General features: G+C 42.6%; 15 protein-coding genes. 1 reads left to right on the forward strand and 14 read right to left on the reverse strand.

Features of this window, described 5'->3' with window-relative positions:
- Positions 1 to 54: 54 nt before the first annotated feature.
- The 3 genes from fabL to EV207_RS12170 all read right to left on the reverse strand — a co-directional run bounded on the left by fabL (position 55) and on the right by EV207_RS12170 (position 2729).
- Positions 55 to 828 (reverse strand): enoyl-[acyl-carrier-protein] reductase FabL, encoded by a 774-nt coding sequence (fabL, locus tag EV207_RS12160; RefSeq protein WP_243647042.1) that lies wholly within the window; start codon positions 826 to 828, stop codon positions 55 to 57.
- Between the two features lie 527 nt (positions 829 to 1355).
- On the reverse strand, positions 1356 to 1649 hold the full coding sequence (locus EV207_RS12165; RefSeq protein ID WP_132746421.1) for a YrhK family protein: 294 nt from the start codon (positions 1647 to 1649) through the stop codon (positions 1356 to 1358).
- A 66-nt stretch (positions 1650 to 1715) separates the two neighbouring features.
- Positions 1716 to 2729, reverse strand: coding sequence for a S66 family peptidase (locus EV207_RS12170; protein ID WP_132746422.1), 1014 nt, complete (start codon positions 2727 to 2729; stop codon positions 1716 to 1718).
- Positions 2730 to 2887: 158 nt separating this feature from the next.
- Between EV207_RS12170 and EV207_RS12175 the strand changes: the two genes are divergently transcribed.
- The gene (locus tag EV207_RS12175) at positions 2888 to 3490 is read left to right on the forward strand and encodes a hypothetical protein (RefSeq protein WP_132746423.1); all 603 of its coding nucleotides are present in this window, start codon (positions 2888 to 2890) and stop codon (positions 3488 to 3490) included.
- Positions 3491 to 3497: 7 nt separating this feature from the next.
- Here the strand turns inward: EV207_RS12175 and EV207_RS12180 are convergent, their stop codons facing one another.
- The 11 genes from EV207_RS12180 to EV207_RS12230 all read right to left on the reverse strand — a co-directional run bounded on the left by EV207_RS12180 (position 3498) and on the right by EV207_RS12230 (position 15501).
- Positions 3498 to 4076 (reverse strand): RQC-minor-1 family DNA-binding protein, encoded by a 579-nt coding sequence (locus tag EV207_RS12180; protein ID WP_132746424.1) that lies wholly within the window; start codon positions 4074 to 4076, stop codon positions 3498 to 3500.
- Positions 4077 to 4294: 218 nt separating this feature from the next.
- Entirely contained in the window at positions 4295 to 5776 is a 1482-nt protein-coding gene (locus EV207_RS12185; RefSeq protein ID WP_243647043.1) for an aldehyde dehydrogenase family protein, read from the reverse strand.
- Position 5777: 1 nt separating this feature from the next.
- On the reverse strand, positions 5778 to 6527 hold the full coding sequence (locus EV207_RS12190; RefSeq protein WP_132746425.1) for an SDR family oxidoreductase: 750 nt from the start codon (positions 6525 to 6527) through the stop codon (positions 5778 to 5780).
- The gene (locus EV207_RS12195) at positions 6524 to 7873 is read right to left on the reverse strand and encodes an MFS transporter (protein ID WP_132746426.1); all 1350 of its coding nucleotides are present in this window, start codon (positions 7871 to 7873) and stop codon (positions 6524 to 6526) included. Before EV207_RS12195 ends, EV207_RS12190 begins: the two co-directional genes overlap by 4 nt.
- A gap of 21 nt (positions 7874 to 7894) precedes the next feature.
- Positions 7895 to 9115, reverse strand: coding sequence for a M20 family metallopeptidase (locus EV207_RS12200; RefSeq protein ID WP_132746427.1), 1221 nt, complete (start codon positions 9113 to 9115; stop codon positions 7895 to 7897).
- Between the two features lie 25 nt (positions 9116 to 9140).
- Entirely contained in the window at positions 9141 to 10607 is a 1467-nt protein-coding gene (gene panF, locus EV207_RS12205) for a sodium/pantothenate symporter (RefSeq protein ID WP_132746428.1), read from the reverse strand.
- Positions 10604 to 10909, reverse strand: a complete 306-nt coding sequence (locus EV207_RS12210) for a YhdT family protein (protein ID WP_132746429.1) — start codon at positions 10907 to 10909, stop codon at positions 10604 to 10606. The genes panF and EV207_RS12210 overlap by 4 nt, the downstream gene beginning before the upstream one ends.
- A gap of 18 nt (positions 10910 to 10927) precedes the next feature.
- Positions 10928 to 12037, reverse strand: coding sequence for a tartrate dehydrogenase (locus tag EV207_RS12215; protein WP_132746430.1), 1110 nt, complete (start codon positions 12035 to 12037; stop codon positions 10928 to 10930).
- Positions 12038 to 12172: 135 nt separating this feature from the next.
- A complete protein-coding gene (locus EV207_RS12220) occupies positions 12173 to 13483 on the reverse strand; it encodes a sigma-54 interaction domain-containing protein (protein WP_243647044.1) in 1311 nt (436 codons plus the stop codon).
- Positions 13484 to 14141: 658 nt separating this feature from the next.
- The gene (locus tag EV207_RS12225) at positions 14142 to 15233 is read right to left on the reverse strand and encodes a DUF871 domain-containing protein (protein WP_132746431.1); all 1092 of its coding nucleotides are present in this window, start codon (positions 15231 to 15233) and stop codon (positions 14142 to 14144) included.
- Positions 15223 to 15501, reverse strand: coding sequence for a hypothetical protein (locus EV207_RS12230; RefSeq protein ID WP_132746432.1), 279 nt, complete (start codon positions 15499 to 15501; stop codon positions 15223 to 15225). Before EV207_RS12230 ends, EV207_RS12225 begins: the two co-directional genes overlap by 11 nt.
- Positions 15502 to 15655: the final 154 nt, after the last annotated feature.

The following is a 15655-nucleotide window of genomic DNA, read 5'->3' on the forward strand; positions in this document are numbered from 1 at the left end:
AACATTTTACTCCTATTATGCTAATCGTTCAACTTTTCTGTTTGAAACACATCGCTAAGGGACGAGCAAGGTTATCCCGCCATCTAGGCGAAGGGTTTGTCCGCGCAGCATTTCCGCCTCTTTTGAACACAAAAATAACGCGGTATTGGCGATATCATCTGGCGACACCATGCGATGGTAGGGCATTTTTTTCTCAATCGTCTTAAGCGTTTTATCCATTTCCGGAAAATGCCCTAATGCATCAGTCTTTACCGCCCCAGCTGAGATGGCATTAACGTTAATTTTGCGGGGAGCGAGTTCCACCGCAAAGTACCTAACCAGTGATTCTAAAGCAGCTTTACTTGCCCCTACCGTTGTGTAATAGGGGAATACATGATCCGAACCGAATGAAGAAAGCGCGAGCATTGCGCCACCTTCTTCAGGCATTAACTGTGCGGCTTGTTGGGCGCCAATGAGAAATGCGCGTGTATTAATGTTAACAGTCCAATCCCAGCCTTTAACATCGACTTCCATTGCCGAACGATTGCGTCCTGAAGCTGCATTATGTACAAAAATATCAAGACGGCCAAACTCCGCCCGTATTTTATCAAACATGCTGATGATCTTTTCCTCTTGAGCCATATTAGCGCGCACAATTAGAGCGCTTTGACCCAAATCCTCAATCTCTTTCGCCACCTCTCTTGCTGCGTCACCATTTCGAAAATAATTGATGACCACATCGGCGCCTTCTTTTGCAAAACGCAAAGCTAGATGACGGCCGATACCGCGTGAACTCCCTGTTACGCATACCACTTTTCCTTTATATCGTTTGTAACCGGCTTGGTCCACATGCATCTACCTCCTAAAATATGTAGTTCCTAACCCATCCAATTCTAACCTCTTTTTTAATAATTCTATATAGAAAACTTGGCGATTGGCAAGCCAAAGTCGCAGACAGAGGTCAAGTTGCCCTTTGAGAGGAGTTATATATCATGGAAAATGTGTTACTTTTACAGAAATGATTTACCAAATGAACTGTGTGTTTTGTTTTTACCATTTTATTACTTATGAACGGCATTTCAACCTCTCTTTGGCCGTCTTTTGTTGTTCATCACCTCTATGAAAGACATTTCTTGCTTTTATTTACTGCTTTTCGTCTTTCATCACACCCACTCTACGATGTTTTCCTATCATTTATTTTTTTTGATTTGCTCCTTCAGCCTTTCTTTAACCTGCTAATGGGAAAAAGCCATGTGAGTCCTTTAACTTGCCCACATGGCTTTTGATAGTATATATATTTATCTTAAAGAAAATCCACAGCAGCAATCTTAAATTTTCCGGATGGTTTCACATGAAAGTATAATCCATCTTTTTCTCTACCAAAAATGGCTGTTATTCATCAATTTATCTTTGACGTGCAATTTATGGGCAATGCGGATTGCGGGCCTGATCAGCATCTGGGCGCTGCCGATGACAAATAGCCAAGTACCTGCCTCAACCAAACTTTCATAAAAGAAAAAGAAGCTGCCGATCAAGAACCATGTTGCTATCATTACATCATTTAAAATATGAAACCATTCATACCTTTGATGCACCTTAAACTGTCGTTTGGTTGAATCGTCAAGATGATCATACCCATTATCGCTTTGTAATCGGTCATTGCCTTTCATACCTACTCACCCCTATTCTCCCTCATTATAAAACGTTAGAAGGAGATCATGCAAAAAGGGGTGGTTTTATATAAATCTTTGCAAGACTGTCCCTTTGCCGTCTTTTACCTCGACCTCGGCATAAGCGCCATTAATGAAAGTGATTTGCGGGGGGACATGACCGCAATCAATGTCATAGATGATAGGGATGTTAAGTTCATCAAATAGGTCTTTGTAAACATCTACAACAGTGTAATTGTCAATAGGTTGATTGGCGTCACTTCGCCCAAACAGAATACCTGAACAGTTTTCAAACCAGCCAGCCAGCTTCATTTGGACGAGTGATCTGCGCAAATCGGTTGTCGACATCTCACAATTTTCAAAATACCATAAAATAGGTTCTCCATTAATTTTCTCTTTCCTAAACTTTTCAACGTCCCCATAAGGCGTGCCAATCAGATGCCTGATAATATCTATGCAGCCGCCAAGTAAGCGGCCTTGCATGTTAACACTTTTGTCTCTGACCGATTTCCAATATGTTGGTTTCGTTAAATGGTAAACACAAGGTGACGGATTATCATGCTGCCACTTTTCTTGATATTTTTCAGATGAATGCTGAATGATATAGTCACCGGATTTTGTTGACAGAACCGCTTTCCACATCGCAGTCGTTTCATCTGAATACTCGCCTCTCAAATCTATTAAATTTGTGCCATGAGCCGTAGCTATCCCCGTTTTTAAAGTGATCGCGAAGAGCAACATACTAGTGTCCGAATAACCCAAGATCCACTTCTCTTTCATATTTTCAAAGTCTACACTAGACAGCATCTCAATTAACAGCTCACCGCCCCAAGGAGGGATGATGAGGTCTATGTGGCTGTTCTGCACCATTTGATTAAACTCTTCAGCACGCTTTTTGGCAGGTGCTGATTTTGCCTTGTCTTGTGTCCAAACCGTATTGCCAGATATAACTGTGTAACCCTTCTCCTCCATGCGCCGGGACGACTCCTTCACAAGATCATGCAGCTCCTTCTCAACACCCGATGAAGGTGCCGTCACACCGATTGTCGCTTCGCTTTTCAAAAATGGATATGTAATCATGGATAACCCCCCTCTAAACGTTTAAATAACTTTAACAAAACCCGTGTGGTTGGGCAAGAAAATTCAGGTAATTTTTTTGAATAGGATCCTTTACAAAACATGCGTTCGCATTTATAATTAAGTAAAGACTTTAAATTCTATTAGAAGGAGTGTGACTAATGGAGGAATTATTGCGCGGTTTTATCAAGGATTTTGAATCTTTCCATGGTGAATTTCATGATTTTCGAGACAACGTTAATGAAAGACTGGAAAAATTAGAGTCAGGAAATAAACAATTGACTAAGAGCCAAAAACGTATGCAATCCGATTACGAGAATTTAAATCAAAATCAACAGCGATTAGAATCCAGCTTTGAGCAGTTAAATCAAAATCAACAGCGTTTAGAATCCGGCTTTGAGCAATTAAATCAAAATCAACAGCGATTAGAATCCGGCTTTGAGCAGTTAAATCAAAATCACCAGCGATTAGAGTCCGGCTTTGAGCAATTAAATCAAAATCACCAGCGATTAGAATCCGGCTTTGAGCAATTAAATCAAGGCCAGCAGCGTTTTGAAAAAGATATGGCCGGCGTGAAGGAAGATGTTAGGTTAATAAAGCATGATATGTCTATTATTTTGAGTGATGTCACTTTTACACGAAAAGTCGCAGAAAAGACCGATCTCCGTCAACAGCAAATGGAAACGGACTTAGATCTCTTGTTCGAGAAAACAAATGCAAACGAACGGACAACCAGAAGAATTGAAGCACGATTGAATGCATAATGCTTTTTTAATTATTTCTTTCCCAAACATCAATCACTTCCTGAATCGCTTGTCTTACCTTTTTGTAGTCAAGCGTTTGCCAATACTTTAATATTGGAATAAGACTGCGATCTTCCGACATTCTGATTTTCTCGATTAATAAAAGAATCATACCCCTATTCCTATCTTTTAATTGAGAAACATAATCATATTCTTCCCGTTCAGCAGCAGCCTTTAGCTCTTTAAATAATTCATCGGAATAAGTGTCCCTTTCTATCTCCCAGCCTTTATCGGTGTATATAAGGAGAGGCAGTCTGTAATCATAATCAGTAGTTAAATACCCACTCTTGATCATCCAATCAATTCTAGCCATCACATCTTCAAGCTTAAGAGATTTATAATACCCATAGACTGGCGATTGGTTTAGTTTTAATTCTAGGACCTTTTTTTCTTTAGATCCTTTTAAAACCTTGGCAAGAAGCCGCCTTCCTCCAGTCAATATCATTTCATCAGCACCGCGTAATATAGCCTTGATTTCGTTTTGAGGTAATTGTTTAATTCCTTTTGTGTCAAGCTGATACTGAACTCTTTTAACCCGTTTTCCCATTTCAGTCACTCCAATTAACTTTTGTCTATAGACTTCTTTATATCCAAAATTTTTTGATTATATGCCTTTCGTTAAGATTAAACCAATAAAATAAGTTGCTCGCAAATAGCTGACATTTAGTATAACTTGATTACGTCAATTCACCAAGTAATTCCTATTCCGTGAATAGCAAAAAAACAGCCCACCCTTAAACATCTTATAGAATGGGCTGCAGGTATTCATAATGACGTTTTTATTGCGACATTTTTCAACTGCGTGTAATTCCTTAGCGCCTCAAGGCCTTTTTCCCGGCCAAAACCGCTTTTTTTATACCCGCCGAACGGCATTTGAATGCCTCCTCCGGCTCCATAATTATTAATGAAAATTTGACCGGCGCGGATTTTTTCCGCAAGGCGATGCGCTTTGCCGATATCCTTAGTCCAAATCCCGGCAACAAGACCATAAGGCGAATGATTGGCGAGCTTTAATGCTTCCTTTTCGGTCTCAAATGGGAAAACAGCAATGACAGGCCCGAAAATTTCCTCTTTGGCTAATCGGCTGTCAGGAGCGACATGATCTAAGACGGTCGGCTGGAAGTAAAACCCACCTTCAGACCCCTCGACGTTCGCCCTGTTGCCGCCTGTTTTGATCGCTACACCCTCTTGCTTTGCAAAATCTATATAACTTTCAATCTTACGGCATTGTTTTTCCGACAAAATCGGGCCAAGATCACAATCATCAATCCCCGGGCCGATTACAAGCGACTGCATTTTCTCACATAAAGCGTCAACAAATCTATCATGGATGTCCTTTTGCACGAGCAAACGAGAGCCGGCGGAACACGTCTGGCCAGCGTTCTGAATAATGGAGCGCATGACCGTATTCAAAGCCTCATCCCAATGGCAGTCGCTGAAGACGATGTTCGGTGATTTCCCGCCTAGTTCAAGGGTGACCGGTGTAATATTCTTTGCTGCAGCAGTCATGACGGCCATTCCGGTTTCAACCGAGCCTGTAAATGTCACATGATCGACGCCGGGATGGTCAGAAAGTGCTGCCCCTGCTTCATAACCATAACCCGTTACAACGTTAAACACACCTTTTGGCAACCCGGCTTCCTCAAAGAGCCTAGCAAGCTTCAAAGCCGTGGCTGGCGTATCTTCAGCCGGTTTCATAACAACGGTATTACCTGTGGCTATAGCTGCCGCCGTACTACGTGATGCGATTTGCAGCGGATAATTCCAAGGCACAATATGGGAGGTTACCCCGACAGGTTCCCGAACGGTAAAATCCAGAATACCAGATGCTATTGGAATCGTCTCCCCTAGAATTTTGTCAGCCATTCCGGCATAATATTCGAAATACCCGGCACCGGCCTCAACGTCCGCTTTAGCTTGTGACAAAGGTTTTCCGGTATCAAGCGTTTCCATTTCCGCAATGCTGTCTTTATCCCGGCGAATCAGATCCGCCATTTTCCATAATATACGGCCGCGGGTCTCAGGCTTAAACGTTTGCCAAATTTGAGATTCAAAAGCATCGCGGGCAGAAGCAACAGCTCTGTCAATATCAGCCTTTTGCCCTCTTGGGATGTGATACATAATCTCTCCATTTGCTGGATTCATGACACCAATCGTTTCACCAGTATCTTGTTCCAGCCATTTTCCGTTAATGAACATTTTACTGATATTCGCCGTCATATGATGATTCACCCCTTGAAGGCTCATGTCATATCCCCCTGCCGCCGTCAATGTTAAAAATAGATCCCGTCACCATTCTCGCTTCATCGGAGCTTAAATAAACGATCGCATTAGCAATATCTTGTGGCTGGATCAGCTCGCCTAAAGGAACACTATCCTTAAAAATGGCGTTCCTAGTATCCTCGGCATTTGCCCCTTCCGCTGTAAATTTCCCGAGCATCTGGGTATCAGCAGGTCCTGGATTGACAGCATTGACGCGAATTTTATTTTCGGCTAATTCAATGGCCAAAGCTTGAGTGAACGCGAGCGTCGCTCCCTTGGATGCTATATAGGCATTCAATCCCGGCCGCGGACGAACTGCGGCTATGGATGCCACATTAACGATCACACCGCCGCCCACCTGTTTTTTCATTGCCGGCACAACAGCACGGCTTGTCAGGAAAATCGATTTCGTATTAATCGCCATAATCCGGTCCCAGTCCTGTTCGCTTACCTCTTCAATCGGTGTAGCCGCCTGGGCTATACCGGCAATATTAACCAATGCATCAACCCGGCCGAAGCGTTGCAAGGTTTGATCAATCAAATCACCAACTTGCTCTGGAACTGTAATGTCTGTTTTTACTCGAAGAAAGTGATCTTTACCTGGGTCTTGCAGTTTTTCAACATTTAGATCGGCTGCTACAACCATAGCGCCTTCTTCTAAGAAACGTTTTACCGTTTCCTGGCCCATTCCACCGGAAGCACCAACGATAATGGCCACTTTATCTTGTAATCTCATTTCAAATTCCTCCCCATTCCGCTCTTGTTAATGACCGCTTCTGTTTCTCCGCCTTTCAAACGCAATCCCAACGTAACCAAGAAACCGATAATCAAAAATGCGACGATAATATAAAGGCCGCTATATATGCTTCCTGTAGCATCCGACACTGCACCGATGGCGTATGGACCAAGAAATCCGCCTAGATTTCCGAGCGAATTAATGGTCGCTATCCCGACGGCGGCGGAAGCCTCAGTTAAAAACAAGGAAGGCAGCGACCAAAAAGGTCCGAAATAGCTGAAGGTAGCCATAATGACAATGGCCAGCATCACAATAGAAAGGACCGCCGAATCCGAAATATAAATAAGAGCTGTCAAACCCGCGGCACAAACAATTAATGGTATGGCAGTATGATAGCGGCGTTCAAGCGTTTTATCTGAATGGCGGCTCCACCATACCATTGCGATCCCTCCGGCGATATATGGAATCGCTACAACGAAGCCAACACCCGTGTCAGACAGACTTTCAGAAATGTTTTTCACAATTTGCGGCACCCAGAAACCGACCCCGTACAAAGCTATAACGACACAAAAATACATGAATCCGAGCAGCCAGATCCGCCCGTTAAATAAAACCTCTTTTGTGGAAAAATGATGGCGTTCAAGTTTCTGATGGTTCTCTTTTTCAAGTTCATTAGATAACCAAGTCTTCTCCTCATTTGTAAGCCATTTGGCATGCAGTGGCCGGTTAGGAAGAACAAACAGCGTTAAAATCCCTAAGATGACCGCTGGCAGTCCCTCAATGATGAACATCCAGCGCCAACCATCAAAACCACCCCAGTGAACATAATCGAGAATAAATCCAGATAACGGGGCGCCGATAATATAAGAAATAGGAAGGGCGACCATAAACATCCCGACCGACCTCGCGCGTTCCTTAGCTGGAAACCAATAGGTCAGATATAAAAGAATGCCTGGGAAAAATCCCGCTTCTGCAATACCTAGGATGAACCTTATGGTATAAAGATGAACTACATTTTGTGCGAAACCCGTTATCATGGCAACAATGCCCCAGCTGATCAATATACGGGCAATCCAAACACGGGCGCCTATTTTATGCATTAACATGTTGCTTGGAATTTCGAAAAGGAAATAACCGATAAAAAATATCCCCGCCATTAAGCCATACTGTGCACCTGAAATACCCAGATCTGCATTCATGTCTAAGGACGCATAACCTAAATTGACACGATCAAGATAGCTGACAACATAAAGAATAAGTACCATAGGAATAATGCGTAACTTTATTTTGCTGATTGCGGACTTCTCCACCGGATGGATTTTACCAGCTGATTGACCCTTTGGCATGTTCATCTTCCCTTCACTTTTTTAGCTTTTATTTAAAAAATTCAAGGCAGCCTCCCGGTAAATCTGTGTTGTTGTCGCGAGCTCTTCCAGCTCAACATATTCATTAATGTGGTGGGGTATTTCCCGGTCACCTGCTCCTGTGGTTACAATTGGGATGCCGGCGATGTGCAAAAAGGTCCCGTCTGTTGCACCGGGTACACCATTGTAAGTCGGTTCTTTACCGGTAACCGATGTGTATGCAGAAGCAATCGCCCGGACAACGGGGTGACCTGCGTCTGTCTTGGTCCATGGCCGGTCCTCGATCACCTCTAAGTCAGCTTTAAAATCCGGATCCTCTTCCGCAAGCTGATCAAAAATATCCTGAATGTTCTCCTTTAATTGATGGTGATCTTGACCAGGTATCGTTCGAATATCAAGCGTTGTCATGCATTGGTCCGGCACAACATTGATCTGGGCATCTCCGGCAACCGGGGCTTGCAGAATCGTTGGCGTTATACTAGGCCAGCCGAGCTCAGGATCTTTTCCTAACCGCTTCTTTTCATATTGTTCAAGCTTATCGAGTTCACATATTATTTTTGCCATCCTCGTATTGGGATTAATGCCGCTCAGCGGAATAGCGCCATGGGCCATTTTGCCATACACCCTGACAACGACTCGCATCGCTCCCTTTTGGGAAACACAAATTTGATTTTCTTCAGGCTCACAAATAATCGCACCATCAACATCGTCAGCCCACCCTTGTTTGATAAAGTGCTTGATGCCGATCATCATGCCCTCTTCATCACAAGGAATGCATAAAATAATCTTGCCTGTAAAAGACTCTTTATCTTCTATTATGGATTGAACAGCTGTTATAGCACATGCCAGGTTCCCCTTTGTATCATTGGTCCCCCTGCCATACATGAAGCCGTCAACAACTTTAGCCGCAAAGGGATCATGCTCCCATAATGATCGATCCCCTTCAGTCACAACATCCGTATGGCCTTCGAATAATAATGCCTTTCCCGGTTTTCCTGAATCCAATATGCCAATGACATTGGGTCTCCCGGGCACAACTTCCTCAATATGAACCTCTAACTCTAGTTTTTTTATATAAGCAGCAACAAATTCAGCGACCTTTTGCTCATTTTCGTTCGGCTGATCAGGACGATAGACGCTTGGTATTCGGACCAATTGCTGCGTCAGATTTATGACCCGTTCCTTGTCTCTTTTATACCGCTTGTCTAAGACTAAATTTTCCATTAAGGACTCTCCCCTTCAATCGATTTTAGACGCTCCAAAATTTAGAGATAATTTTATTTTGTTGAAAAACGTCAACATCCTTTGTTAATAGACTCCCGGCAACATAGCCAAAAAATGACAAAATGACCGGCATCACAATAGCGTGCATCCCAAATGGACTTGGAATAAAGGTGCTGAAGCAGATATATGACACAACACCGACAATGATGGAAGTCAACGCGCCATAGGCATTGCCCCTCTTCCAATACAGCCCCATAACGACCGGCCAAATAAATGCCGCTTCAAGCCCGCCAAACGCAAACAAATTGAGCCAAATTAACAAATCAGGCGGTTTGATTGCCATGATTAAAACCAGAACACCAACAATTCCCGTTATCCCCATACTGAGACGCTTCACACGCTGATGTGATGCGTTTTGTTTAATATAGTTTAAGTACACATCCTTTATAATCGAGGAACTGACAAGTAAGAGCAGCGCATTAACGGTGGACATGATGGCCGCCATAGGCGCTGAAAGGACGACACCGGCAACCCATGCGGGCAGTACCTTGATCGCAAGCAGCGGCATCACCTTATCCCCTACTTTAATATCTGGCATGACAGCCCTTGCGAATACACCCGAAAGATGCATGCCGAGCATGACCACACCGACTACAATCGTTCCGATAATCAAAGCTCTGTGCATCGCTTTGGAATCCTTGTATGACATCGCTCTGACGGCTACCTGAGGCAGTCCGACAACGCCGACACCGACAAGAATCCAGAAAGAGGATATGTAAGCAGCGGAAAATTGATGATCGGGTCCATAGGGTGTAATGAGACCTGGATCGATGGCTTTCAGATCAGAAATAATGTTGTCGACACCACCGCCGGCAATGATTGTGCCAATTAAAATGATCAGGGTTCCGGCAAACATCACGATGCCTTGAATGGCGTCAGTGATGGCGACAGCGCGAAATCCGCCGATGATAACATAGACTAAAACTGAAATAGCGAAAATAAACAAGGCTGACAGATAAGGCAATCCCGTTACCGATTGAATCAAACGGCCGCCGCCGACCCATTGCGCCGCCATTGATGAAAAAAGGAAAATAATAATGCTTAAGGCGGATAAAATGACAACCCATTTGCTTTGGTAGCGCTCCCGCAAAAAGTCAATGAGCGTGACAGCCTTAATCTTCCTTGCCATAATGGCAAACTTCTTACCGAGAACCGTAAGAACGATATAACCGGTAACAACCTGGCTCATCGCAAGCAAGACCCAGCTTAAGCCTACCGTATAGGCCACCCCCGGACCGCCGATAAAACTGGAAGCACTTCCGTAGGTCGTAACCATTGTCATCGCAAGGATAAAACCGCCAAGCTGCCGGCTCCCGAGAAAATATTCTTGAAGAAAATCATCAGATCTTTGGGTTGCTTTTGAAGCATAAATGCCGACAAGAAAAACAACGATAATAAAAAGAATCATTGGTATTACAACTGACCAGTTCATTTATGGTCACCTCTATCTTGATCAGGCATGTCATCGAGAGGAATCTCTTTAAAAAGGAATTTAACAGCAACGATAAGTAAAATAGTGATAACAATGAAACCAACGACACAACTGTAAAAGAACCAAGCTGGAAGTCCCATCACATAATGGTAATCGGCCACTTTTTTAGAGCCCAAACCAAATGCAAAGGCAAACCACCAGATAAAATTTATGACAGCCAAAATAATGCCGATGATCGCTTCACGGTTTGCGATTTTATAACGCGGGTCAACCAGCAGCTTGCCTGACTGATTTTTTACCATTTTGTTCTCCTCCTCTTGTTACTGTGACCCGTTATGAACTTGTTCTCGTTCACTTTCCAGCAGCGTTCTTAACCGCTCTAAGATCGCATCACCCATGTCAGACGTTGTCGCTGTTCCGCCGAGATCAGGTGTGCGGACTTTGCCGTCAACAAGCACGTTTTCAATGCTTTCAAGAATCAAATGATTTAACTCGCTGTAACCTAGGTGATCCATCATCATCCCAACACTCCAAATTTGCGCGATAGGATTAGCTATTCCTTTTCCCGCGATATCAGGGGCGGATCCATGGATAGGCTCAAACATTGAAGGGTATTTCTGTTCAGGGTTAATATTGCCTGATGGCGCGAGCCCCAGCCCCCCTACAATCGCCGCCCCTAAATCTGTGAGAATATCACCAAATAAATTGCTGGCAACGACAACATCGAATTTTTCCGGGTTCGACACAAAATAGGCAGCTAGGGCATCAATATGATAAAGATTTGTCTCAATCGTATTGTATTGCTGACTAATCTCCTTCACGATGTCATCCCAAAATGTCATAGAATGATTCATGGCATTGGATTTAGTCGCTGCAGTGAGCCGTTTAACATTGTGGCATGACGCATACTCATAGGCATATTTTACAATCCGCTCGGTCCCGTATCGTGTAAAGACATTGTTTTGTACAGCTATCTCGTACGGTGTGTTTTGGTGCAGACGGCCGCCCATATTCGAATATTCGCCTTCGGTATTTTCCCGGATAACAACGAAATCCAAATCATCGTGACTTTTATGCCTGAGCGGACTCTCGAGACCCTTTAATAATTTTATCGGGCGCATGTTGACATACTGTTCAAAGGTTTTGCGGATCGGCAGAATCAATTCCCAAACAGATATGTGGTCAGGCACACGCGGCTCACCAACGGCACCAAATAAAATCACATCAAAATCCTTAAGAATTTCCATTCCATTATCAGGCATCATTTTTCCATGCTTCAGGTAATACTCACAATTCCAGTTAAACGATTGAATATCGAATTTAAAACCGCCATGCATCTCTTCAATTAATTGCAGCACTTTCATTGCTTCATTCATAATTTCGGGCCCTATGCCATCACCCGGAATAACAGCCAGTGAATGATGTTTCATAAAACAGGTCACCTCTTTCCTTTAAGAGATTATAATGCAAAAATCATGCCAATTCTATTATACTGATTTATTGCTATTTTTCGATAATTATCCGTTTCAATATACAACAGTGTTGCAAATATGCATCAGATCAATTCAAGAAATGTTATACTTTTTTATCTTCCGCCAAAGTGTGCTTCGGTCAAAACCAAGCCTTTCCGCGGCTTTTGTTTTATTTCCTTTTTCCTCCTTAAGTGCTGATATAATAGCCTGTTTCTCAAGGTCAGGGAGAGCCGGGTTTCGCACAGCAGACTTATCCACCTTTTTCTTAAAAAAGTGGGCATCTTTCATCGTCAAGGTCCCCTCTTCAGTTAAAAGGACCATTCTTTCAACAACATTCTTCAACTCCCTGACATTTCCCGGCCAATGATATTGTTGAAACAAGGTGAGCACATCTTGACTGATCGCATCTATTTTTTTACTGCTTTTCTCATTAAATTCCCTTAAAAAGGAATCTACTAATTCCGGAATATCTGAAAGCCGTTCACACAATAGAGGCAATTCCAGCGTCAACACATTCAGCCGATAATATAAATCTTTGCGAAATGCCCCTTCTTCAACCATCGTTTCCAGATCTCGGTTTGTTGCAACAATGATGCGAACATCAACAGGTACCACCTTCTGACCTCCGACCCTGCGAATCTCGCGTTCTTCAATCGTTCGCAAGAGCATAGCTTGGATTTGCAAAGGCATTTCACCAATTTCGTCAAGGAAGATTGTTCCGCCGTGAGCAAGTTCAAAAAGCCCCATTTTTCCGCCTTTGGCCGCACCGGTGAACGTTCCTTCTTCATAACCGAAAAGCTCGCTTTCTAGTAAACTTTCAGGTAAAGCTGCACAATTTATGGCGACGAATGGTCCGGCAGCCCGGGAACTGCTTAAGTGAATCCCTTGTGAAAACCATTCTTTCCCGGTCCCCGATTCACCCAAAATCATCACCGTTGCCTCGGTTTTGGCGAATTTATTCGCCAAGATCCTGCACTCTTCCAAGCGATCTGATGAGCCAACGATGTTTGATAACTGATGTCTTGCCTCCAAGCCGCTTTGATGCAGCTGTTTTCTAATCTTCATTTCCATCTTTTGAATGTTATGTATTTCTTTAAAATTAGAAACAACACCAATAACCTCCCCATTTTCAAGGATGGGCAAGCGATTAATGATCAGCTTATGGTTAAGCTCTGTGGCAATATCGCCAAATTCCGTTTTACCCGTTTGTAAAATCCTTAGCAAATCGGTGTTAGGAATAAATTCCGTCAGTTTTGAACCGACAATATGGGCTGGCAAACCCAATAATCTAGTGGCATGCTGATTGGCAAGACAGACTCTCGTCTCCTTATCGATCACTATAATACCATCATGCGATGAATCGATAATAGCCTGTGCCTCTTCCGTTGCGAACCGTTTTAACACCTTAACCCCCCCAGACGATGTTGGTTCTTCAAGACTTCTACAGTGGGAGTTCATTTCCCTTGTTTTCGCTTGAATGATGTTCATTGAAAAAAGCAATCAGCCTTTTGGGCTGGCTGCTTTATGTGAGCTTGGCATGAGTGCAGACTTTAGGGTGCAAGTCCCGAACAGTGAGGGCAGTAGTAACTGTAGCTTAAGACAAGGATATGCGGGGCGACCTTCATATCTGATGGAAGTCGGCGACAAACGGTGCAGCATATACTGTCGCAATATCGATGACGCGCAATCCCGTAAGAGGCCCCTCTCTGACATCATTCACCCTTTTCGCCTCCAATCTCTTGTAACTATTAGACAAGTTCTTCATTTAAAAAGTCTATGTCATTGAGATGAGAAGACATGCCTGGAAGTTTTATTCAGGTAACTAAATTATGGGTGTTTCGAATGTAATGGGCATATGACAAAATGACATAATGAAATCCTTTCAAACAAGCTATTTAGATGCTATTAGCAGATCCGATTACTAGAAGCTTTGAATAGAGAAAGAAGACTGGAGCACAAGGGGTTTTTACCGCGCATAATTCCTGGTTGGCTATCATCAAGTAAAAAGACAATGGGATTATCCCCCATTGCCTTTTTTAAGCCGTAATTAATCAATCTTATATTAACCTTTATTTTTAAGACTAAAAGATCCCCAAGGCTTTATATAATCTAATAGAAATAATTCTTCGTCAACCACTTTTCCTATGATATTCTTTCGTTTGTCCTGTGGCATATCCTTTAAAATAACCTGTAGTTCACCTTTATATTTGCCAAATGAATTATTTCCAATTGAAATTTGCCCTCTTTTTTGTGAAACACTAGTTCGTAGGGGGAATTCTTCATTTTGATATTTTTTTCTTACCTCAGTAGAACGAATCATATAATCACTTATGTCTCCGCGTCGAATATGCTTTTCGTTGAATAATATCCTTTCCTCAACATCAGACATGTTATGTTCGGTTTGAACCTTTAATTCAATTAAATTCCGATTTAATTCGCTGAGTAACCGTAATTCAGCATCACTCGCATAAGCATTGCCAATAACAACATCATCAATGCATCCTGTCGCCCACAAATGTTTTGCCTGGATATCTATTGGCAACTGACGATGCTGTTCTAAGGTGCAGAGGCCATCATTAATGTCCCAAGGCCCTATAGCACCTCCTTGAGATGTAACAAATGCAGCAGTTCGTATCCCATACCTCTTAAATCTTCGGCTACAGCGAACAAAAAAATCATAGGGTAAGCCCGTAAACCGCTGAGGATAAAAGTTATGACATCCTAACAGTCTATCTTTGTTGGGCTGGTGCGAGAGTATATTTTCTAAGTAGTTAATATCGTTACTCATATTTAATTCAATATTCAGCCCATATTCATTTTGCGTCAGTTTAGCTTCTCTTAAGCCATCAAATCCCACATCTAGGCGAATCCCATCAGCTCCAAGTTCTGAAAAGAGGCGCAAATCATCATAATTAATGCCTAATTTTTGAAAAACAGCTGGAGCAATATCCAGGATAACCTCGATATTTTTACTTTTTGCATGATTAATAATTTCGCTGAAATCAGTAATGATATCCTCTTTTTCCTTGTTAACAGAAAGCAGGCACGTAAAAACCCGCTCGAATCCATAATGTGAAGCTTTTGTTAAATAGGACATATCCTGTTCTTTTGTGGAGTGTTCCGGATAAATCGAAACGCCCAATTTACGCGCCATTTTTAAAGTCTCCTTTTAACTGTTTCATAAATCCTGTTATATACATCCGGTATTTTGCGGATAAAATTGCCGCACAAATAACTGTTGGTACAACGACAATACTTACCATGTGCTTACCTGCGAAAACAAACAAAATCATCGAAAAACCAATAACCCCAATTGAACTAGCGATCATCTTTAATAAAGACCCATTTGTCACCCATTTTGAACGGTAGGCTATCCATTGACCCATAAAGAAGGCGGCTAAAGCACCGATCACCTCAATCATTTGCCATTTCCCCTTTTAATTGCTGTTTTTCATATATTTTAAAAAATGGATAGTAAATGACTCAAACTTCGCACCTTAATAAACTAGTGTATCCCTAGTGTTTCTAAGTTTTGTCAACGTTGAAAAATGTTCCTTGACAAAGAGTCTAAAAATA

The sequence above is a fragment of the Scopulibacillus darangshiensis genome, assembly GCF_004341035.1.
In the GTDB taxonomy this organism is placed as follows: Bacteria; Bacillota; Bacilli; order Bacillales; family Sporolactobacillaceae; genus Scopulibacillus; species Scopulibacillus darangshiensis.